At 40.4% G+C, this 20,188-nt stretch carries 26 protein-coding genes and 1 other annotated feature (1 of these 27 running past the window's edge); of the genes, 10 read left to right on the top strand and 16 right to left on the bottom strand.

What is annotated here, in order from left to right:
• Positions 1-189 (bottom strand) — a binding site (T-box leader); it reaches 36 nt to the left of the window's first position.
• 123 nt (positions 190-312) lie between these two features.
• The 4 genes from hemH to ATG70_RS00295 all read right to left on the bottom strand — a co-directional run bounded on the left by hemH (position 313) and on the right by ATG70_RS00295 (position 2,633).
• Complete coding sequence (gene hemH, locus ATG70_RS00310) at positions 313-1,248, bottom strand: ferrochelatase (RefSeq protein WP_098442407.1); 936 nt, start codon at positions 1,246-1,248, stop codon at positions 313-315.
• A gap of 376 nt (positions 1,249-1,624) precedes the next feature.
• Positions 1,625-1,975 carry a hypothetical protein gene (locus tag ATG70_RS00305; protein ID WP_098442406.1) on the bottom strand — a complete coding sequence of 117 codons (351 nt, stop codon included), beginning with the start codon at positions 1,973-1,975 and terminating at the stop codon, positions 1,625-1,627.
• A 77-nt stretch (positions 1,976-2,052) separates the two neighbouring features.
• The gene (locus ATG70_RS00300; protein WP_098442405.1) at positions 2,053-2,427 is read right to left on the bottom strand and encodes a permease; all 375 of its coding nucleotides are present in this window, start codon (positions 2,425-2,427) and stop codon (positions 2,053-2,055) included.
• Positions 2,428-2,429: 2 nt separating this feature from the next.
• Positions 2,430-2,633 carry a helix-turn-helix transcriptional regulator gene (locus ATG70_RS00295; protein ID WP_098442404.1) on the bottom strand — a complete coding sequence of 68 codons (204 nt, stop codon included), beginning with the start codon at positions 2,631-2,633 and terminating at the stop codon, positions 2,430-2,432.
• A 133-nt stretch (positions 2,634-2,766) separates the two neighbouring features.
• Here ATG70_RS00295 and ATG70_RS00290 point away from each other — a divergent pair, with 133 nt between their 5' ends.
• Positions 2,767-2,964, top strand: a complete 198-nt coding sequence (locus tag ATG70_RS00290; protein ID WP_098442403.1) for a hypothetical protein — start codon at positions 2,767-2,769, stop codon at positions 2,962-2,964.
• A gap of 48 nt (positions 2,965-3,012) precedes the next feature.
• Here ATG70_RS00290 and ATG70_RS00285 read toward each other — a convergent pair whose 3' ends face one another.
• The gene (locus ATG70_RS00285) at positions 3,013-4,191 is read right to left on the bottom strand and encodes an MFS transporter (protein ID WP_098442402.1); all 1,179 of its coding nucleotides are present in this window, start codon (positions 4,189-4,191) and stop codon (positions 3,013-3,015) included.
• A 439-nt stretch (positions 4,192-4,630) separates the two neighbouring features.
• On the opposite strand from ATG70_RS00285, the gene ATG70_RS00280 reads away from it, so the two are divergent.
• Genes ATG70_RS00280 through ATG70_RS00270 form a run of 3 tightly spaced genes read left to right on the top strand, consistent with a single transcriptional unit; the run spans position 4,631 to position 7,430 of the window.
• Positions 4,631-5,779: an NAD-dependent epimerase/dehydratase family protein gene (locus tag ATG70_RS00280; RefSeq protein WP_098442401.1), complete on the top strand. Its 1,149-nt coding sequence runs from the start codon at positions 4,631-4,633 to the stop codon at positions 5,777-5,779.
• 31 nt (positions 5,780-5,810) lie between these two features.
• A complete protein-coding gene (locus ATG70_RS00275; RefSeq protein ID WP_098442400.1) occupies positions 5,811-6,953 on the top strand; it encodes a glycosyltransferase family 4 protein in 1,143 nt (380 codons plus the stop codon).
• Positions 6,954-6,974: 21 nt separating this feature from the next.
• Complete coding sequence (locus ATG70_RS00270; RefSeq protein ID WP_098442399.1) at positions 6,975-7,430, top strand: GtrA family protein; 456 nt, start codon at positions 6,975-6,977, stop codon at positions 7,428-7,430.
• 39 nt (positions 7,431-7,469) lie between these two features.
• Here ATG70_RS00270 and ATG70_RS00265 read toward each other — a convergent pair whose 3' ends face one another.
• The gene (locus tag ATG70_RS00265) at positions 7,470-8,294 is read right to left on the bottom strand and encodes a DUF368 domain-containing protein (protein WP_098442398.1); all 825 of its coding nucleotides are present in this window, start codon (positions 8,292-8,294) and stop codon (positions 7,470-7,472) included.
• A gap of 237 nt (positions 8,295-8,531) precedes the next feature.
• Between ATG70_RS00265 and ATG70_RS00260 the strand changes: the two genes are divergently transcribed.
• Together ATG70_RS00260 and ATG70_RS00255 are read left to right on the top strand one after the other, a co-directional pair.
• The gene (locus tag ATG70_RS00260; protein ID WP_098442397.1) at positions 8,532-9,419 is read left to right on the top strand and encodes a DMT family transporter; all 888 of its coding nucleotides are present in this window, start codon (positions 8,532-8,534) and stop codon (positions 9,417-9,419) included.
• Positions 9,420-9,651: 232 nt separating this feature from the next.
• Entirely contained in the window at positions 9,652-10,251 is a 600-nt protein-coding gene (locus ATG70_RS00255; protein ID WP_098442396.1) for a hypothetical protein, read from the top strand.
• Positions 10,252-10,307: 56 nt separating this feature from the next.
• Here the strand turns inward: ATG70_RS00255 and ATG70_RS00250 are convergent, their stop codons facing one another.
• The 3 genes from ATG70_RS00250 to fabG form a co-directional block, all read right to left on the bottom strand.
• Entirely contained in the window at positions 10,308-10,694 is a 387-nt protein-coding gene (locus ATG70_RS00250; protein ID WP_098442395.1) for a gamma-glutamylcyclotransferase family protein, read from the bottom strand.
• Positions 10,695-10,758: 64 nt separating this feature from the next.
• On the bottom strand, positions 10,759-12,480 hold the full coding sequence (locus tag ATG70_RS00245; RefSeq protein WP_098442394.1) for a pyruvate oxidase: 1,722 nt from the start codon (positions 12,478-12,480) through the stop codon (positions 10,759-10,761).
• Between the two features lie 95 nt (positions 12,481-12,575).
• Positions 12,576-13,340: a 3-oxoacyl-ACP reductase FabG gene (gene fabG, locus ATG70_RS00240; protein WP_098442393.1), complete on the bottom strand. Its 765-nt coding sequence runs from the start codon at positions 13,338-13,340 to the stop codon at positions 12,576-12,578.
• Positions 13,341-13,485: 145 nt separating this feature from the next.
• Between fabG and ATG70_RS00235 the strand changes: the two genes are divergently transcribed.
• The gene (locus tag ATG70_RS00235) at positions 13,486-13,863 is read left to right on the top strand and encodes a thiol-disulfide oxidoreductase DCC family protein (protein ID WP_098442392.1); all 378 of its coding nucleotides are present in this window, start codon (positions 13,486-13,488) and stop codon (positions 13,861-13,863) included.
• Positions 13,864-13,936: 73 nt separating this feature from the next.
• On the top strand, positions 13,937-14,554 hold the full coding sequence (locus ATG70_RS00230) for an NUDIX hydrolase (RefSeq protein ID WP_098442391.1): 618 nt from the start codon (positions 13,937-13,939) through the stop codon (positions 14,552-14,554).
• Between the two features lie 80 nt (positions 14,555-14,634).
• Here the strand turns inward: ATG70_RS00230 and ATG70_RS00225 are convergent, their stop codons facing one another.
• Both ATG70_RS00225 and ATG70_RS00220 read right to left on the bottom strand, forming a co-directional pair.
• Positions 14,635-15,240: an SGNH/GDSL hydrolase family protein gene (locus ATG70_RS00225; protein ID WP_098442390.1), complete on the bottom strand. Its 606-nt coding sequence runs from the start codon at positions 15,238-15,240 to the stop codon at positions 14,635-14,637.
• Between the two features lie 137 nt (positions 15,241-15,377).
• A complete protein-coding gene (locus ATG70_RS00220; protein WP_098442389.1) occupies positions 15,378-15,962 on the bottom strand; it encodes a DNA-3-methyladenine glycosylase I in 585 nt (194 codons plus the stop codon).
• A 93-nt stretch (positions 15,963-16,055) separates the two neighbouring features.
• Here ATG70_RS00220 and ATG70_RS00215 point away from each other — a divergent pair, with 93 nt between their 5' ends.
• Positions 16,056-16,691 carry an FMN-dependent NADH-azoreductase gene (locus tag ATG70_RS00215; protein WP_098442388.1) on the top strand — a complete coding sequence of 212 codons (636 nt, stop codon included), beginning with the start codon at positions 16,056-16,058 and terminating at the stop codon, positions 16,689-16,691.
• Between the two features lie 29 nt (positions 16,692-16,720).
• Here the strand turns inward: ATG70_RS00215 and ATG70_RS22220 are convergent, their stop codons facing one another.
• The 3 genes from ATG70_RS22220 to ATG70_RS00205 form a co-directional block, all read right to left on the bottom strand.
• Complete coding sequence (locus ATG70_RS22220) at positions 16,721-16,876, bottom strand: hypothetical protein (protein ID WP_179886118.1); 156 nt, start codon at positions 16,874-16,876, stop codon at positions 16,721-16,723.
• A gap of 41 nt (positions 16,877-16,917) precedes the next feature.
• The gene (locus tag ATG70_RS00210) at positions 16,918-17,424 is read right to left on the bottom strand and encodes a GNAT family N-acetyltransferase (protein WP_098442387.1); all 507 of its coding nucleotides are present in this window, start codon (positions 17,422-17,424) and stop codon (positions 16,918-16,920) included.
• Positions 17,425-17,512: 88 nt separating this feature from the next.
• A complete protein-coding gene (locus tag ATG70_RS00205) occupies positions 17,513-18,289 on the bottom strand; it encodes a hypothetical protein (protein WP_142329524.1) in 777 nt (258 codons plus the stop codon).
• Between the two features lie 208 nt (positions 18,290-18,497).
• On the opposite strand from ATG70_RS00205, the gene ATG70_RS00200 reads away from it, so the two are divergent.
• Positions 18,498-19,088: a DedA family protein gene (locus ATG70_RS00200; RefSeq protein WP_098442385.1), complete on the top strand. Its 591-nt coding sequence runs from the start codon at positions 18,498-18,500 to the stop codon at positions 19,086-19,088.
• 26 nt (positions 19,089-19,114) lie between these two features.
• Here the strand turns inward: ATG70_RS00200 and ATG70_RS00195 are convergent, their stop codons facing one another.
• Positions 19,115-19,519 carry a GNAT family N-acetyltransferase gene (locus ATG70_RS00195; RefSeq protein WP_098442384.1) on the bottom strand — a complete coding sequence of 135 codons (405 nt, stop codon included), beginning with the start codon at positions 19,517-19,519 and terminating at the stop codon, positions 19,115-19,117.
• 12 nt (positions 19,520-19,531) lie between these two features.
• Positions 19,532-20,020, bottom strand: a complete 489-nt coding sequence (locus tag ATG70_RS00190; protein WP_098442383.1) for an NUDIX domain-containing protein — start codon at positions 20,018-20,020, stop codon at positions 19,532-19,534.
• Between the last annotated feature and the right edge of the window lie 168 nt (positions 20,021-20,188).

Raw genomic sequence — 20,188 nt, 5'->3', positions numbered from 1 at the left:
TTGAAGAAATAAATTCTTCCGGCTCGATTTGGATAACGGTTCTTCCGTTCCTGACTAGTAAGATCACTCCGTTCGTCAAGAAAGCTCTGAGGGGTAATTCACGGCTATGCTGTACCAGTTCACACCACCCACTGGTTCTCTGTCACTACTGATCATAACGCGCTACTGCTTCCTCTTCACAGCTTTTGATTATTCCGATACATCAATTTCTCATTACTTTATCTTCTTTTACTTTGGTTGTCAATTCATCTATTCGAGTAATAGACTACTTTCCTAAAAAGAAAGCCGCCGTGCATGACAGCCTTTCTCCTTTTACTTATGATTCAGTTCTTTCAAAACGACTGTTGAAAGAATCTCAATAAATTCATCCTGTGCGTTCGGCATTTCAGGTCGATAGTAGTTTGCGCCAATTTCATCGGTCACAACTTTACATTCGTAGTCATTATCGAACAATACTTCTAGATGATCAGCGACAAAACCGACTGGTGCATAAACGAACGAAGTAAAACCTTGCTTTTCGTGAAGATCTCTCGTTAAATCCTGTACGTCAGGACCGATCCATGGATCAGGTGTGTTTCCTTCACTTTGCCAACCGATTGCCACGTTTTTCACGCCAGACTCTTCAACGATGAGGTCGGCTGTTTCTTTCAATTGATCAGGGTAAGGGTCTCCATTTGCGATGATTTTCTCAGGTAAGCTATGGGCAGAAACAATTAGTACTGCTTTTTCACGCTCTTGGTCAGACATGTCGTCAAAGATAGCTTTTATTCTTTTTGCCCAATAGGAGATAAACTTTGGCTCATCATACCAGCTTTCTACCGAATGAATAACCGGCCCTCCGATTTTCTCCGCTTCTTGTTTAGCTCGTCCATTGTATGATTTGATGCTAAATGTTGAGAAATGAGGAGCGAGGACGATGCTAACCGCTTCTTCAATTCCATCATTGTGCATCTCTTGAACAGCATCTTCAACAAAAGGTTCAATATGCTTTAATCCGATATATAGCTTAAATTCAATTTCATCTTGAACCTTATTAAGATGAGCTTCTAGCCCTTTCGCCTGGTCTTCTGTTATTTTCGCAAGTGGCGAAATGCCACCAATGGCTTTGTAACGATCTTGGAGGTCTTTTAATTGTTCATCAGACGGCTTACGACCACGTCGTATATGTGTGTAATACCGTTCAATATCCTCTTCTTTATACGGTGTTCCATACGCCATTACGAGTAATCCCATTGTTTTTTTAGCCATGAATGTGTTCCCCTCTCGTCCAGTTATTAATTAAACACACTATCTTTTTGTAATCATTATCATCTAGATATCAGTATACCTTTTTTTCTCCCCTGAATCAAAGGAATCTGATCTTAAATTCGCAACGTTTTGTGTCATACTCATTGAACCAAATCTTTATGTAGATTGCCACTTCCGATGCGCTTCCTTCACTAGTATAGCGGACATCGTGCGTTCTGTCTTTCTCTTCTTCTACTTCAATCTCAAGCCTGCCCACCAACGATTGTTTTCATACTGCTGTGAAGTAGCGCGGTAGTGAAGCGGGGGTCAGGTACGTACCTGACCCCCTACCGCCACTCAAAAGAAAAAGCTGCGCACATTCGCGCAGCTCTTATCCTTATTTCTCCATAGCACCATTATGTTTTGAAACCACTTCACGTAAATCTGTATCATCTGATTCATCTGTTTCAAATGCTAACAAATAGCGAAACTCTCGATCTGCCTTCCCAGAAGGGTCTGCATTTTCTTCTTGTTTACCTGTAGGCGTTTCGTTTGAGAAGAACAAATCGTTGTTCGCTCCAGCCGGTGTAGCTGTTCCCTGTCCTGGAATAGGTGCATCAATGTTAAGCTTTTTATCTTCTGGAATATGTTCAACTGACAATTGACTTACCGAATAAGTCTGCAAATCAGCTTTTGCACTTTCTGCATCGTTCTCTGTTGTAAAATAGGCTTGTAATGATTTACTCATGTCAATCCAACTCCTTTTTGATGATCTCATAAAAAGGGTTTCCCGATTCTCATCCGTTCTAATCATCGTGATGGCATTTAATGCTGCTTAGCGACGATCACCATTGAAACAAAAACGGTACTAATCAGCATGGCAGCTAACACATTCAGCACCGTTACTGCACTGATATCCACAATGTTGAATTGAAGAAGAGAAAGAAACACCATGATATACCCAAGCACAGCAAAATAGGAATAAAACATCCCTTTCTCTCGAATCATGCGACTTCGCTCATCTTTCGCCTTAAATTGCGGCTGAAGGTAACTTAAGCAAAAACCCATGATGGACATTGATATCAGCATATAACTGGCAGGAATCGGTTCATTACCTGTACCAATCCCAACGCTCAGTAGTAATAAAGCATTTAAAGCAAAAAAGACGCCAAAAACAAGATACGCTTTATTGATTGCCACACCTACTCCCCCTCTGAATCTAAATAAAAAATCTCCTCCACAATCGTTCCAAACAATTTCGCCATTTCAAGTGCTAGCGGTAAAGAAGGATTGTATTTTCCTTTTTCTATTGAAATAATCGTTTGTCTTGATACGCCCAGTATTTCTGCCAGACGATCTTGTGAATAGCCTTTTTCTCTTCTTTTTTCACGGAGCACATTTTTCAATTAAAAGGCCTCCTAACTTCTTCACCATTATTTTAACGTAAAGCACACTTTACGTAAAGTGAACTTTACAAAACATGATCTCCCACTAAACTACACATGCTAAATAGGTCCAGACGAAATAAGGAGGTGGAAAATGAAACAAGATCCGAGCGAAGCCGTGCGCGCCAACAAAAAGATCAACGATTCCTTTTACAAAGGGAAAGCCCCTGTAAATGTTGACGAAAAAATCAATGAAGATTTCTATGGCGAGGAACCAACTCATCCTACTAGCTATCTCGGCAACAATACGCCCGCTATCGATGTAACAGGAAATAAAGATCAAAATCGATAAACACGAGAAACAGCCCCCTTGCTAGGCTAGCATGAGGGCTGTTTCTTACTATTCATTAAAGACGTGAATGTTCTTTCGTAAATAAAGCGCTGATCCTAACAATAAGACTCCTGACAAACCAAAAACAAATGACACATTAACAAGCTCAGCAAGAAACCCATAAAGCAAAGATCCAAGACCAAACGTGATCGAGATTAGAGCACTCTGTGCACTAAATACCTCAGGAAGAGAATCATTCGGACATTTTTTTTGAATCATTGTCACCATCGCTATGGATTTGATTTGTTCAACTACTCCAGAAAGTACAGTTAACAGAAAAGCTACAACAGGGACACTTGTTATGCCAAAGATAAACGTGAGAATACTAATAGAAAAGCACGTCATGAGTAGCGTTTCCTTCATATACCGTTCAAACCAACGCGTATATCTCGATACTGCCATACCACCAGCAATTAAACCGATGAAAAAGCTTGCATTTAAATATCCCCACCATGCTTCTGATTTCATCAGCACTTCTTCCACAAAGATATAAAGAATCGCAGCAATCCAGACGACATTTGCAATAGCTTCAATAACGATCATAATATGAACAACACGTAGAACTGGATGTTTCCAAATGATTTTCCAACCGCTCATCATTTGAATTTTCGTTTGCCGATCTTGATAACCTTTTACGACGATGAACCCCATCATGAGCGTAGAAATGACATACATCAAAAAAGTAATCCAAATCACAATAAAGCCAGACGTAGCCGCAACCATTATACCGCCAATCGCCCAACCTCCAAATTGAATCGATTGATCAACAACCGCTACAAAACTATTCGCTTTCGCAAGTTCATTTTCCGAAACGAGTTGAGGAATCATGGCATTCCGAGCAGGTGCCGCCCATCCATCCAAAAATGCAATTAGAAAAGCAATCATTAGTATGAACAGCACGGAAGGAGTGAAACTCCATAAATACAGACCAAGCCATCCTAGCAGCACCGTCTTTAAACATTGTGAACCGACGAGCAATCCTTTTAACGACACACGGTTTAATACGAGCGGTGCACACATTCCGCTCACAAAACGAGCAATTGTAATTGTGAACGGTAACAGCGAAAGATAAAGTGCAGAACCCGTTGCCTGGTAAAGAACAGCAATAAGCGCCACAATATAGAGAACGTCCCCCATGTTGGCAAACGCCTGCCCAACCCATAGAAAACGAAATGAACGAAATCTCATCATAACTACCCCTTTTTAGTTTTGTTCTTTCACAAAGTAAGGGTAGTCAGTTTACATTGGAACAATCACTCCATTTCTCCAAGTTATTCACAAAATAAAGCAAGCCGGAATCAGTATGTACTAGCACAATTTGTATGGGGATTATGATGAGATTAATACGCCATTGATACATTTCTTTTTTTATTCTAACATATTCCAATTTTATTCTTTTTAATTTTCTAAATTAATTAATTGTTTTTATAAAGCGTTTCAGGCAAACTTAAAGGTGTACCCGCACTTTGTTTAGGGAATGAAAGAGGTGTACGTTCACAGATTCATTTAAAGTTTTCGTAAATTAGAATGTCCTAAGTTGAATGCAATCTTGATGAATGCTATCGTAAATACTTGATAAAGCAAGGATTTCACAACTAAATCGACCATTGTGATGGAGGTAGAATCTATGAGAATTATTGTAGCAGGCGGAGATGGTTTCTGTGGTTGGCCAACCGCACTTTACTTATCAAAACAGGGCCATGATGTAACAATCGTTGATAACATGGTTCGACGAAAGTGGGATGACGAACTACGTTCTAATTCACTTACACCAATCTTACCACTAGAAGAGCGTGTGAAACGATGGGAAGAAAAAACAGGCAAGCATATCTCCGTATATGATTGTGATCTGATGCACTATGATTTCTTAAAAGAGATCTTCAAACAAGTGCAGCCAGAAGCTTTTGTCCATTTTGCTGAACAACGCTCAGCTCCCTATTCGATGATTGATCGTGAACATGCCGTGTTTACACAAACCAACAACGTTGTTGGTAACTTAAACGTTCTCTATGCGATTAAAGAAGTAACACCTGATTGTCACCTGATTAAATTGGGCACAATGGGTGAATACGGCCAGCCTAACATAGATATTGAAGAAGGATACATAAAAATCGAACATAAAGGACGAGAAGATGTCCTTCCATTCCCGAAACAGCCGGGATCGTTCTACCATTTATCAAAAGTTCATGATAGCCATAACATTCAGTTTGCCTGCAAAATTTGGGGCATTCGCGCTACAGACTTAAATCAAGGAATTGTTTATGGACTTCATACGGACGAAGATGAGTATGATGAAGGTCTAATCAACCGCCTTGATTATGACGGTGTATTTGGTACAGCACTCAATCGCTTCATTATCCAGGCTGCGATTGGTCATAACTTAACCGTGTATGGATCCGGTAAGCAAACACGTGCGTTCTTAAACATTAAAGATACGATCCGCTGTGTTGAAATCGCAGCAGAAAATCCAGCTGACAAAGGGGAGTTCCGCGTTTTCAATCAGTTTACAGAAGAATTTTCTGTTCTCGAGCTTGCAGAGAAAGTTCAGCGTGTTGCGGAAGCAAAAGGGCTTAAAGTGAGCATTGATCACCTTGAAAATCCTCGCGTGGAGAAAGAAGAGCACTACTATCATGCAGTGAACACGAGCTTAATTGATCTTGGGCTTGAGCCATCTCTTCTAACAGATGAACACATTTCGAGAACACTTGATACAGCACTTAAATACAAAGATCGCGTCCTGAAAGAAAACGTTCTTCCGAATATTACGTGGAAGTAAGGGGATGCAAATTACTAATTGAGGTGTTCTTATGAAAATATCCATCGTAACCGAGACATTCCTACCTTCAACAGATGGTGTCGTGACGAGACTTCGTGCATCGATCGATTATTTAATTGATCAAGGACACGAAATCCAGGTCATCGCGCCAGATTTAGGAGTGCGTAGCTATCGGAATATTCGCTTTGATGGAGTTCAGCCTCGTACATTCTTTCTCTATAAACATCGGAAATTTGGCATGCCGACTCGTACGATTAAAACTTATCTAGAAGAGTTTGACCCTGATCTCGTTCACGTCGTTAACCCTGCTTTTATGGGATATTCAGGTATTAAGTATGGTAAGAAACTTGGCGTCCCCCTTATCGCCTCTTACCATACTCACGTGCCAAAATACGCCGATTACTACAATATGTCATGGTCGGAACCTCTCCTCTGGTGGCACTTCAGAAGAATGCACAATAAAGCGGATATTAACCTTTGTACATCACAAGCCATCTTAGAAGAGTTAAATGATCAAAATTTCTATAATATGCATTTATGGAAGCGTGGCGTAGATACCGAGCGATTCAATCCTGAACTGCGTGACAGCGACATGCGACGCCGCTTATCGAATGATCATCCAGATAAAACCCTTCTTCTTTTTGTCGGAAGATTAGCGTTCGAAAAAGAAATCGATTCACTTGTACCGATGCTTGAGCAAAAGCCAGATGCTCATCTTGCGATTGTTGGGGATGGTCCTTATCGCAGTGAACTTGAAAAGAATTTTGCTCATCTAAAGAACGTGACCTTCACTGGTTTTCTACACGGAGAAGAGCTTGCCAGGGCCTATGCTTCTGCAGACGCCTTTATGTTTCCTTCAACAACGGAAACATTAGGCCTCGTTATTCTTGAAGCGATGGCAAGCGGTCTTCCCGTCATAGCCGCAGAATCAGGTCCAACGAACGAACAAGTTGAAGATGGTTCAACTGGTCTTCTCTACCGTTCAGGTACTAACGGTAATCTGACTGAAGTCATTAATCGCCTTCAAGAGTCAGGACTACTAAAAAAAATGTCGAAAGAAGCGTACGAGCATTCTAGAGATTATGGATGGCGCGGGCCTGCCCAGCAGCTACTTGATTTCTATGAGTCTGCTATTGAACAGAAACAAGAAAAGCAGCAACAAGCGATCCAATAGAAATGATAGAAGGTTGAGTCTATGAAGCAGTGGCGAATTGGAAGGGGTTCAAAACAGGTAATGAGCTTTAGTGCAATTGGTGTAATGAATGCACTTGTTGACATTGGGGCTTTAAACCTGCTCATGCTGTTCTTTCCTACAGATGATCGAATCCAACTTATTATGTATAACACAATTTCATATGTGCTTGCGATCATCAACAGCTATTTTTGGAATGCGAAGCTGACGTTTCCCTCCAAAGCAATTCATGATCGAAAACAAGTGCTTCTGTTTCTCGCCCAGGCTGTGATTGCTCTTGGGATTAGTAACCTCGTCTTTTATGGGGCGCTTCTCATTTTTGAATGGATTTCACTTCCTCGCTACATTGAACGCAACATTTCAAAGGGACTCGCTATGCTGCTCTCTTCTGCTTCAAGCTTCTTTATGATGAAACATCTCGTGTTTCCGCGTACGAAGCCAAAGCAGGAGAAGCAATGAGATTCACAAAAAAACCGCAGGAAACTCCTGCGGTTTTTACTATGCTTCTTTATGCTCAATTTTCCCAAGAGCAATAGCTGCCCCTAATCCAAGGAGTAACGTTGCTATACTTGCAATGGCAAGTCCTACATCAGACTGAAACCCTGGGTATAAGACGACAACGGATCCGATGACTAATCCAATCATAACCGCATAAGTAGAGACGGTATATTTGGAGAGTAAATGAGCAATTACCTTCCCCGTTAAGCTTAATCCAATAATGATTCCAGCGCCTACTGTTAACAGAAGAGGAATATTGAACGTAGAAAGACCGTTTATAACGGTTTGATACGATCCTAATAATAAAAGAACAAAAGAGCCGCTTACTCCAGGGAGAATCATTGCTGTACTAGCTAACCATCCTGAGAAAAACAGAATGATATAATCGGCCATGTCTAATGATTTCATTATCTCTCCTGATCCATCGCCTTTTAGAAACAGCGTGGAAGCAATTAGAATTGCCGCCACAATTAACAAACCATAATGGAAAGGCTCAAAATTTTTCTTGTAATCCACTTTTCTTAATAGAAAAGGCACTACCCCTATGATTAGACCAATAAAGAAAAAGAACGTTGGCTGAGGATAATGTTCAAGAAGCTTTTCCATAAGCTGGCTTACGAGCAGTAACGCAAGTCCTACTCCAAGTAAAAGGGGAATAAAAAAGCCAAGTTCTTTTTTCCAATTCTTACTCATTAACCCATTGATCCCACTAATTAATCTACGATAAATGCCAAGCACCATCGCGATCGTTCCACCACTAACACCAGGGATCAGGTCACTAACACCCATTAATAAACCTCGATAAATATTTCGCCACACAAACATGTTCACGTTTCTCCTTTTGCTATCTGTCTAGTACCTACTTTACCCATATCTCGCCTTTTGTTAACCGAACGTTTTTCTGTTTCGTAAAAATGTTCGCTATCATTTACTATGCCACATCTCCTTGCGAAAAGGATGAATCAATTTTGTGACATTTCCTAATTAAAGCCTGGCAGTTGAAATAGACGATTGGTTTGCAGTAAAGTGATAGAAGTGATTTACACACACTGGAGGAATTAGATGAGTGATCGAAATAAAGGAATTATCCTATTACTAATATCATCTTTTGGTTTTGCTATGATGGCTGCTTTTGTAAAGCTTTCAGGTGACGTACCAACGATTCAAAAAACGATGTTTCGAAATGGTGTCTCTGCCGTCATTTCATTTGGTTTTGTGATGTACTACAAAGAAAGGCTATTCGGTAAAAAAGAAAATCAGAAGTTCCTTTTACTTCGCTCCGCTCTTGGAACGCTAGGAATCATCTTCTATTTTTACGCGATCGATAATCTCGTTCTATCTGATGCCGACATGCTCAATAAGCTAAGTCCTTTCTTATTAATTATCTTCTCTGCTCTTTTCTTAAAAGAAAAAGCAAGACGTTTTCAGATCGTTGCCATCATCATTGCTTTCATCGGTACGCTATTAATTATCAAGCCGCAATTCTCGGTGGAAACGATCCCGTATATTTCTGGACTACTTTCTGCTATTTTCGCTGCAGGCGCCTATACAGTTCTAAGGGTGCTTGGACAGCGCGAAAAATTCTATACGGTAGTTTTCTATTTCTCATTCTTCTCAACCGTTGTTTTGTTACCCTTCGTGATTATGTTCTATGAACCAATGGAAACGAAGCAGCTGATCTATCTTTTACTAGCAGGCGTGTTCGCTACGCTTGGCCAATTTGGCCTTACCGTTGCCTATAAGTTTGCGCCAGCTCGCGAGATTTCGATTTTCTTCTACTCGACAGTCGTTTACTCTGCTTTAATCAGCATCATCCTATTCGGACAAATTCCCGATGCATGGAGTATTATTGGCTATATCATTATTTTCTCAGCCTCATTTTATATGTTTCTACGTAACAATCATGAGGCAAAAAAGCTTAAAAAGAGAGAACTGCAAACATCTCATTAATGAAGTCATTAAAAAGAGCGCTAAACGTCTCCATGTGTTTAGCGCTCTTTTTTGTATCTTCACCTATTCACTTGCGACGAACTGGCAAACCACAAAGCCTCCTCCTACTATACGATATTTTCCATTTTATATGGATGAAACCGCCAAATTACTGTTACAATGAGCAAGTCGTCATTCCAGCGACACTGTGCTCCCATCGATTAGCTATTCTATATTCTGGAGGAAAAGGAACATGCCTACGATCAACAAAGTCATTGAAAAATACAACGAAGTCGAAAAACTATCAGATGCACCACTCACAATCATATCTGATGTATTGTGGATCATTGTTGGATTAATATTCATGGTTCATCTTATACAAAATCGAAAATCACTATCGCGTTTAAATGTTATCTATCAAGGAGCCTCACTTGCCCTTATTTTGATCATCATAGGCTACTTATCTTTCACCATCAACAGCTATAATTTTTCGGTGGATGAAACTCATTGGAAAGAAAACACGCTTTCTCCTTATCTTAATTCCCTAGATGAGCATAACGAAAAGGTAGAAGACTTTTCGCAGCTGTTGCAAGCACCTGAGGAAAAAGAAGGCATTGAATCTCACTATGTAAGCGATGATCAACATCCCATCTGGATAAAGCTAGACACAATTTCAGATGCAGGTGAAAAACAACAAACAATCGTCGAATCAACGATTGTTAAAGAACCAATTCAAAAGGCCTATCTTACCTACAAAATGATCGAAAAACCCATTTCAGACCGTTATTCTGATCAGTTTTATTATGAAACAACGCTTCACATTCCTGAAGAATATAGGATATTGATCGATTAACTCTTTCAAAAGCATACACTCCAGTTTTGGAGGTGTGCTTTTTAGGTTTCGATCCGTCACTTTTTACTATTGCGATACGTTGCCCAGTCCCCACCTGGAATTTCTATAAATCGCTTCTCAGGCTTCCTCATGATATACGTAATCGCCTCATAACTTCCGCGATCACTTTCAATCATCTGCATCACCTGCTCATACAAATTGTGATCTCGCCCTTCCTGATAACCTTGAAGTAGATTGATTTTCTCTAGTAACTGATCATCCACTTCATAGACTTCTCCATATACGTTAGCGTCCTCGTTCTTTATCAAAGCAGGATAACCATCCCTTGTGTCATACAGTTGTCCATTTGTCCAACTGAAACTTTCTATTAAAGTCGCCCCTTTTATAACCGCATGATTGCTTTCGCCAGATCGTAAGGTTCCATAGCAAAAGACGAGATACATCTTTCTCACTCCTTTTATCTATAACAAAAAGCCCGCCAATCAGCGGGCTTTCTAGTATTTTCTATTAAAAAATTCGCTTTAATGCCTTTTTCAACGGCGGCATATCAATTTCCTGTTCTTCGAATGCTTTTTTCAACATGTATTTTGAATAACTTGCTGCTTGTTCATAAGTAATTTTACCAGGAAGTGGCGGCTGCTCTTCAATCACCACGTCCACAATAACTGGTTTTGTCGATTTTGCAGCTCGTTCAAAGGCAGGTAATAATTCTTCATACTTCTCAACGCGATACCCTTCACCACCAGCCGTTTCGGCAAATGCGGCAAAGTTAAAGTCTTTTAATTCAGTCTCATAATCGATATTACCAATTTCCTGCTGCTCATATTTAATCATACCTAGACGCTCATTGTTTAAAACAACGACAATCATCGGTAATTTGTATTTTACAGCGGTTAAGAAATCTTGCATCACCATCGTAAATCCGCCATCTCCACAAATCGCAACGGCCTGACGATCTGGGTGAGCTAGTTTACCAGCAATTGCTCCTGGAAGTCCGCACCCCATCGTTGCCATCCATGAGGAAATAATGAATTTCTGGTTCGTAACACGCAGATGTCTTGATGCCCAAACCGTCACGTTCCCAACATCTACTGAAAGCACCGCATCATCATCCAATACTTTTTGTAATTGAGGCATTACTTGTTGTGGCTTAATCGGTGTAGACTGTTCGCCTTCAATCTTTTCAAGGTGAGACCACCAATTTTTCATATTATCCTGGCACTTCTCAATAAAATCACGGTCTTCCTGGTAGTTTGTATGCTGTGTTAAATAGGATAACGTCCATTTCGCATCACCAATTAACCCGACTGTAACAGGGTAGCGTTTCCCAATTTGAGTTGGTTCAATGTCAATTTGAATGGCTTTCGCTTTATCTGGTAGATAATCACGGTAAGGGAATGATGTACCAACCATAATAAGTAAATCGGTTTCCTCCATCGCTTCATATGCAGGCTTCGTACCGATCTGGCCAAGTTGCCCCAGGTTATAAGGATGAACATCAGGAATAGCACCTTTACCAGGCAAACTTAAAATAACAGGAGCCCCTTCTTTTTCGGCAAAACCTAGCAGTTCTTCTCTTGCATGCTTCGAACCTTTCCCTGCTAAAATGACCGGTCTTTTTGCTTCATTTAAAAGAGCAACAGCTTCATTTAAATTGGAGTCATGAGGATGAACGACAGCTTTTGAACGAATGAGAGACGTATTCTCTACTTTTTGTTTCACCTTTTCTGCAGCAAGATCATCTGGGATTGTAAGAATGGCGACACCTTTTTTCTCAACTGCTGTTCGTATCGCTTGATGCGTAAGGTCAGGTAGTGATGCTGCTGTTTCTACCCGTCTATTAAACACCGATACATCATCAAACATGCGTTCAAGGTTAATTTCCTGGAATTGATCCATTCCAAGCTGATCGCTTGCAACCTGTCCAGCAATCACAAGCACAGGAGCACCGTCAGCTTTTGCATCATAAAGACCATTCATCAAATGAACAGCTCCAGGTCCTGCAATGGAAAGACAGACACCAATTTTACCGGTTATTTTCGCATACGACGCTGCTGCAAGTGCACCTACCTCTTCGTGACGCACCTGAATGAACTTCATACGATCTTGAGCATTTCGTAAATTCTCTACAAAATGGTTAATTGAATCTCCCGGCAAACCATACACATGGTCTACTCCCCATTCAGAAAGTGTATTTAATAGTATCTCACCAGCATTTTTATCAAACATCATGACTCCTCCTTCGTTTCCTTATCCATAATGGGAAAGTACCCCTCTATAGAATTGGTGAAACGTCAGCAGGAAAAATAAAGCGATAGACTAGTTTATGTTCTTGGTCCACCCGCTACGTAAAGAACCTGTCCACTAACAAAGGACGAGTTTTCATCTGCAAAAAAGAGGGCAGCATTCGCAATATCTTCAGGCCTTCCCGTTCTAGCTACCGGAATCTGCTTTTTGTTGTATTCAATAAACTGGTCAAACTCAACCCCGAGACGCTCGGCCGTTGCTTTTGTCATATCACTTTCAATAAACCCTGGTGCAATTGCATTAGCCGTAATGCCATATTTACCGAGCTCGATTGATAGCGTTTTAGTTAACCCCTGAATACCTGCCTTAGCGGCTGCATAATTTGTTTGACCACGATTTCCGAGCGCCGACGTTGAGGAAAGACTAATAATCCGCCCATATCCTTGATCGACCATATATTTTTGGGCAGCCCTGGATGCATAGAAGCTTCCAGTAAGGTGCACCTGCATGACCGTCATCCAGTCTTCATCGGTCATTTTAAATAATAAATTATCGCGAATAACTCCAGCGTTATTTATAAGAATATCAATTGAGCCATAAGCTTCAGCCGCTTCTTTCATGCTGGATTCTACCTGGTCCCGCTCCGTAACGTCCACAGTGCCTGTCATGACTGAATAACCTTTCTCTTCTAAATCCTTACCCGTTATGGACAGCGCTTCTTCATTTACATCGGCAAGGTAAACCTTTGCCCCTTCACTTGCAAATGTTTCTGCAATACTTGCCCCAATCCCCCTACTTCCACCAGTTATGTAAGCCACTCTACCTTCAAGTCTTTTCACCAATCACCACTCCCGTAAGCGTTTTCTTTTTAATCTAATTAGACTATAATAATATTACAATTTTCTGTCAACTATTGTCATTCTGTTTAAAACAATGCGAATAAGTGAAAGGGTATAAAGAATGAAATTAATATTGGAGGCTATCGAGATGAAACATCTTGTATTTTATGATGCTGAATGCCCATTTTGTTTTTATGTAAAGAAATCACTTCGCAAACTTGACTGGTTTAACAAAATTGAATGGATACCGGTTCAGGAAATTGAAAAACATCCTGAAGACTATCCGTATATGCAGTTTCGTCACAAACGCATGTATGATGAAATTCATATGCTCACAACTTCCGGCAACCTTCACGCTGGCTTTTATACTGTGAGACGATTGTTAATGGCCCTTCCTGTAACCGTGCCACTCTCACTATTTCTATACTTGCCTTTCGTTGATAAGCTAGGTTCACCACTCTATATTTGGTTTTCAAAAAATCGCTATGACTGGTTTGGTCGTTATTCAGAGCCTCGTTTTGAATAACCTTGCTAACAGCAAGGTTATTCTATTTGATAGAATGAAAAGAGGCTACGTTTTTTGAAAGGATGCATGGCAGATGGAGGAAAAATGGCTTACGTGGGCAAAACAAATTCAATCGATTGCTCAAGCAGGATTAACCTATACACAGGATAACTATGATTACGAACGCTATATTGAACTTCGACAGCTTAGTACTGAAATGATGGAAACTTATACCGACTACGATATGAAAACCATTCAGCAACTCTTCGCAAATGAAACGGGCTATCAGACGCCTAAAGTAGACGTGAGAGCCGTCGTTTTTCATGAAAGAAAACTGCTGTTTGTAAAGGAAAAAGCAGATGGCAAGTGGTCTCTTCCCGGCGGATGGGGTGACGTCGGATTCACACCAGGAGAAGTAGCGGTGAAAGAAGTTCAGGAAGAGTCAGGCTATGTAGTAAAAGCTAGACGGCTTCTTGCTATGCTGGATCACCAAAAACATCCCCACCCGCCATCGCCTTACCATATATATAAGGTGATGATTGAATGTGAGCTAATCGGTGGAAACGCAGCTGAAAGCATTGAAACTAGTGACTGCGGCTTTTTTGCTCAAAATGAACTTCCTCCTTTATCAACAGGGAGAATCACAGAATCACAAATCGAAATGCTTTTTTCGTTACATAACGATCCAGCGCTCGGTCCTGTTTTTGATTAACTTTACGATGTTTTCTCAAAAAGGCTCTGTTCATTTTGAACAGAGCCTTTTAAAATTCCTGAAATTCTAATTGTTAGCTGTTAAAGCAACCTATCTACACACGTATCTAGCCAGGTTTTCGCCATTAGCTGATTGCCCGCCTCAGTCATATGCACGCCATCTGTCGTTAATGTCTTCTTCCCTTTTTGGAGTTCTTCTAAAAAAGCAGTATGAGTTGGCACCAATAGCGCATCGTATTTTTCAGCTAACTGACGAACAATCTTTACATATGGGAAAAGCTTCTGATTGCCGATCGAATCAATTCTTTCTTCTATAATTGTTGGCTCCATAAAAATACATTTTGCTCCTAATGAGTTAACTTTCTCTACTAACTCATCATAAATTTTTTTAAAATCTTCTGGCGTCACCTGATCCATTTCAGGGTGATCAAGCTGTCTCCATACATCATTGATGCCAATTGAAATCGACACAACGTCAGGTTGAAGCTCGAGAACATCTTGATTCCATCTTTCTTCAAGATCTGTAATGCGATCACCGCTCACCCCTTTATTTATAATTTCAACATCGTATTTTTTTATCATCCCATCTCGAATCATTCTCACATACCCATTACCAATTCCTTCTGAGTCCTGGTTTCTACCTGAATCTGTGATGCTATCTCCTACGAATAACCACTTTTGTTTCATTCTAAGAGCCCTCCTCCAGATTATCAGTCGTCATCGTCCATTTGAGCTACAAATCCTTTATAATCACACAATCCATGCCGGCTTGTCCAGACGAAAACGTTTCTCTCATCTCTTCCTTCACATGACAGACCACTTTTTTAATCAACAACGTGTTCAGCCTTTTGCCTCGTGGGATGCCTGAAGCAGTCTATCGTATGATCATTCACCATCCCAACCGCTTGCATGAAACTATACAGAATAACGGGACCTACAAACGTAAAACCACGTTTTTTTAAGTCTTTACTGATTTTCTTACTAAGTTCGGTTTCTGCAGGTACCTCTTCGATGCTTTTCCACTGATTAAGGATTGGAGTGTTTTCTGTAAACGCCCATATGTACGTTGAAAAGCTACCAAACTCCTCTTGTATTCTGAGAAACGCTTTCGCATTCTTTACCGTTCCACGCACTTTCAGTTTGTTACGTATGATCCCTTCATTCATGAGCAGTTCTTGGATTTTATCCTCACCATAAGCCGCTACTTTTTGAACATTAAAATGATCAAATGCTTCGCGATAATTCTCTCTTCTTTTCAAAATCGTAATCCAACTTAATCCTGCCTGCGCACCTTCAAGAATTAACATTTCAAACAGTTTCTGATCATCACGAACAGGCACACCCCATTCCTGATCATGATACGCTTTGTAAATCTCTTCTTCACTAACCCATGCGCACCGGTTTACCATCATTCCACCTCCAAATTTAATGACATTCTTCGTCTTGTATATTTTTTCCTTCGAAAGCCATACTAAGTGGCGAAAACAAAGGAGATGAGCGCTGTGGCCAAAGTACTCTATATTACCGTAAACCCCAAACCAGTAAAAGAATCCTTCAGTTTAAGTATAGGGGAAGTATTCCTTGAAGCCTACCAGGAAAAACATCCGAATGATGAGGTTCTCAAGCTAGATCTCTATAACATTGATCTCCCTTACATTGATACGGACGTATTTAACGGTTGGGGGAAGCTCCAGAAAGGAAATGGTTTCGATCACCTATCGGGCGACGAGCAGTTAAAAGTGAGTAAAATTAACGACCTTACGGATCAATTTATCGCAGCAGATAAATATGTCTTTGTGACACCATTCTGGAATTTTAGCTTTCCGCCTAAATTAAAAGCCTATATTGATACCGTAGCCATTGCTGGAAAGACATTCAAGTATACGGATGAAGGCCCAGTCGGCTTATTAACGGACAAGAAAGCCCTGCACATTCAGGCTCGTGGCGGCATTTATTCAGAAGGTCCAGCAAAAGAGATGGAATTTGGAGATCGGTATTTACATGCCGTCCTTGGATTCCTTGGCATTCCGTCTGTTGAATCCGTGATTGCAGAAGGTATGGCGCAAATGCCTGAGAAAGCGGAAGAAATTAAGCAAAAAGCAATGGATGAAGCAAAACATGCTGCTGAACATTTTTAATCAACAAAAAAAGCGCACATGCGCTTTTTTTAGTCTTTTCTTATCGTATGATCGAGCGGAATCATCAAACTGTAATCAAAGGGAAAACTCATCTCAGCCACTTCTTCATTTTCTTGAGATTCATCGCTCGTCGTAAATTCCCCCGGAACACCTTCAAGCGGAATATGCTTTGTATGATCAAACATATCATCGCCTCCTTCCATTTGTAGTATGGATGAAGAACGATTTAATTATGAGCTAATAGCTTTGACATATAATATTCATCAACAAACTCATCATCAATGACCAATGAATGACGCTTCAATCCCTCTACTTCAAATCCAGCTTTTCGATAAAGAGCTAAGCCGGCTTCATTTCGCGTCACCACATTGAGCTCGAGACGATGAATGCGATGATCATTGGCCCATTTTTCTAGCTCAGTAAATAAAGCGGAACCAACGCCCTGCCCCTGATCCTCTTTTCGGATTCCAATTACGAGGTAAACTGAATGATTGTTTCGCTTCGCCTGTCCACCAATCGCAATTAAGTAACCAATTAATTCACCAGAACGTTCCGCTACCAAAATTCTCGAATGACGGTCTCGCTCCATTCTTTCAATGCGCTCTCGCTGTTCCTCGACCGTCGTCTTTCTTTCGCCACTTTCAAAAAGCATAAACGACGCATCCTGTTCAACTTCTCGCAACAGCTCTACAAACGCTGCCGCATCATCAGGACTTATTTGTCTAATGTACATATGCATTTCCTCATTTCTTGTAAAATCCATTCATCTTCTAAAGCTTATCATAAGAAAAACGTGTATGAGCACTCATACACGTTTTTGTTTATTGCTCAACAACTTGCCTTGTTTTCTTTTCCAGCTTTCTTACTTCTTTCATAAGCTCTTTATACCCTAATCTCGTTAACTCGAAGTCCTCGTTAACCATTTCATATTCGATTAGAATGGTTCGCTTCGCTTCTGGAATCTCATTATAAATGAGACGAAGCTCTTCATTTAATTCAACTAAAGTACTTGATTCCACTGAATCCACACCGATTAATTCAGCGACCATTTTCATATCAGGCGTCTCTTTAATGAAAAGCCCCTTTTTATCAATAACAGCTTTTTGGATTTTATCTTTGAAAAGCAAAACCTCTTGTACAATGCGGTTACTTTCTGATTCCTTTTGCTGCATGCGATTTCGGTACGATTCTTTCTCGATCTCATCGAGGTCTGCTTTTGACAAAAGTTCTTCAAAAAGCATCGTTTTATCACTATTGATCTGTTCAAGCTCACGTTCCTTTTCTGCTTCCTCGATGGATTCTGCCTCCACCTCTGGCTGTTCAAGGGAAAACGAAAGCTGATTAGCCTCGTTAGATGAAGGAGCAGGCTGTTCTGCTTTTTCACCTTTTAGGACTCGATCAAAATCATGAATTTTTTTAATCACATATAACGATACGCCAACGCTAAGACATGTGATGAATAGTCTGAACATAAACGGAGAGAAAGCTACAAGATATAATAATAAGATAAATCCAATAATGGAAAGGACGGTTAAAGCTTTTTCTTTCCCCGTTTTCGCTTGCATTGGCTGATCTAATGTCGCTAGAAATTTCTTCATGGATGTTAACATCCTTACCTTTCACCTCTCTAATCGATTGTCATTCTTTCATAAGAACGAACTTTACCCGGAGTGCTTACATTCCGGGTTCTATATTTATTCGGAACCAACCTTTATTATACGACGGTAACTGGTTTTCAGGTCTAACTTCTCATAATAAAAAATAAGCTTAAGGTGAACAGTTTGTCCGTGAAAGGAGTTTTTGGCTATGGCAGCGTTTATTTATCAATGTTTAGACTGGCTACTCCAGCTTGGTTATCTTGGAATAGCGCTAGCACTTATGATCGAAATTATTCCGAGTGAGCTTGTGCTTGCGTATGGTGGGTACATGGTTTCTGAAGGAACCATTCACTTCATCGGTGCCGTTATAGCAGGAACGATTGGTGGTACAATCGCACAACTATTTTTGTACTGGATCGGGCGCTATGGTGGGAGGTCATTCTTAGAGCGCTACGGTAAGTTTCTATTTATTTCTCAAAAACACCTTACGCTCGCTGAAACCTGGTTTGAACGGAATGGCGTCGGCGTCATTTTTGCAGCCCGATTTATTCCCGTGGTTCGCCATGCGATCTCGATTCCTGCAGGTATTGCCAAAATGTCACTACTGCGATTCTCGGTTTATACGATTTTAGCCATGATTCCCTGGTCCGTTCTTTTTATCTATATGGGCTTGCAACTCGGTGAAAATTGGATACATATCCATTCAGTTGCAAGAACCTATACGCTTCCTGTCAGCATTGGTGCAGGATTCTTTCTCGTAAGCTATTGCTGCCTTCTCCTTTTGAAAAGGCACCGCTAAGCGTTCACTTCTTAATTCGTCTGTACTCAACGAAGTCTTTTTTGTAAAAAGTACTGGGTATGTCCTTCAGGGTGATTTTCAACTTTCCCGCAAATTTCGTATCCTGCTTTTAAATAAAAACCTGGTGCCTGAAAACTAAAAGAATCAAGTAAAATCAGTCTGCAGCCCTTTTCTTCTGCTAGGCTCTCAATTTGTTGAAGTAGTTTCCTACCGTGGCCAAATCCTCTCATTTTTTCTTCCACCCATAAGAAGTCGATATGAAGGTGTTGCCAGAACAGTGTACCAGAGATTCCGCCAATTACTTCACACTCTTCTATTATATAGGCTACTTTTTCAAGAGGAGATTTCACACTTTCAGAAAGCCTTTCTCCGTTATATTCAATCACTTTATTTTGAATGAACTCTCGTGCTTTATCATTTCTTTGAATCAATTGTGCTCCTCCTTATCCAAGCGTTCTTCTCGTTAGCTTTACTGGTATTACGCTATGTTTCTCATATTCTATCGAAACTTCAAAAGTCCCCTCTTCAAAGAACTTCGGAAATCTTTCCTGAAACCAATTTTGCATTGGAAGTTCGGTAGCAGCGCTTTTCTTTACCCAGTGCAATTTCCCTTCAGGAGGACTTTCATGAGGAGCGCCAGAGAACGAATGGGCGACATAATTGAAAACAATATAGCGGTAGTTCTCTTCTGGAATGATAAATTCATCAATCCCTTTAAAAATAAGATCGTTTGGATGAACAATGAAACCTGTTTCTTCATAAAGCTCTCTCACAGCGCCTTCAGTAAAACTTTCTGTAAGCTCGATTTTACCACCAGGTCCAATATAACCTGGAAACCCAGCTTCAGGAGGACGATCTAACAAAAGAACCTCGTCCGTTTCTTCATTATGCAAAATAACCATGGATAGTAATGTTGCATTGATTGTTGTCATTTTATCCCCCTCCATGAAGGTTAAGTTTGTTCTATGATGACAGTATATACCATTCTCTTATACGAGCCTATGATCCTTTGAGGAATTTTTTTTGCAAAAGCGGGTAACATCATTAAGAGAAGGATTGAGTATGTGTAGTTAGTAAAGGAGGAAGAGCGCAAAATGAAC

This window comes from Bacillus sp. es.036 (genome assembly GCF_002563635.1).
Lineage (GTDB): Bacteria > Bacillota > Bacilli > Bacillales > Guptibacillaceae > Guptibacillus.
Note: the sequence above shows the minus strand (reverse complement) of the source record. Positions and strands in the feature narration are given on the sequence as shown.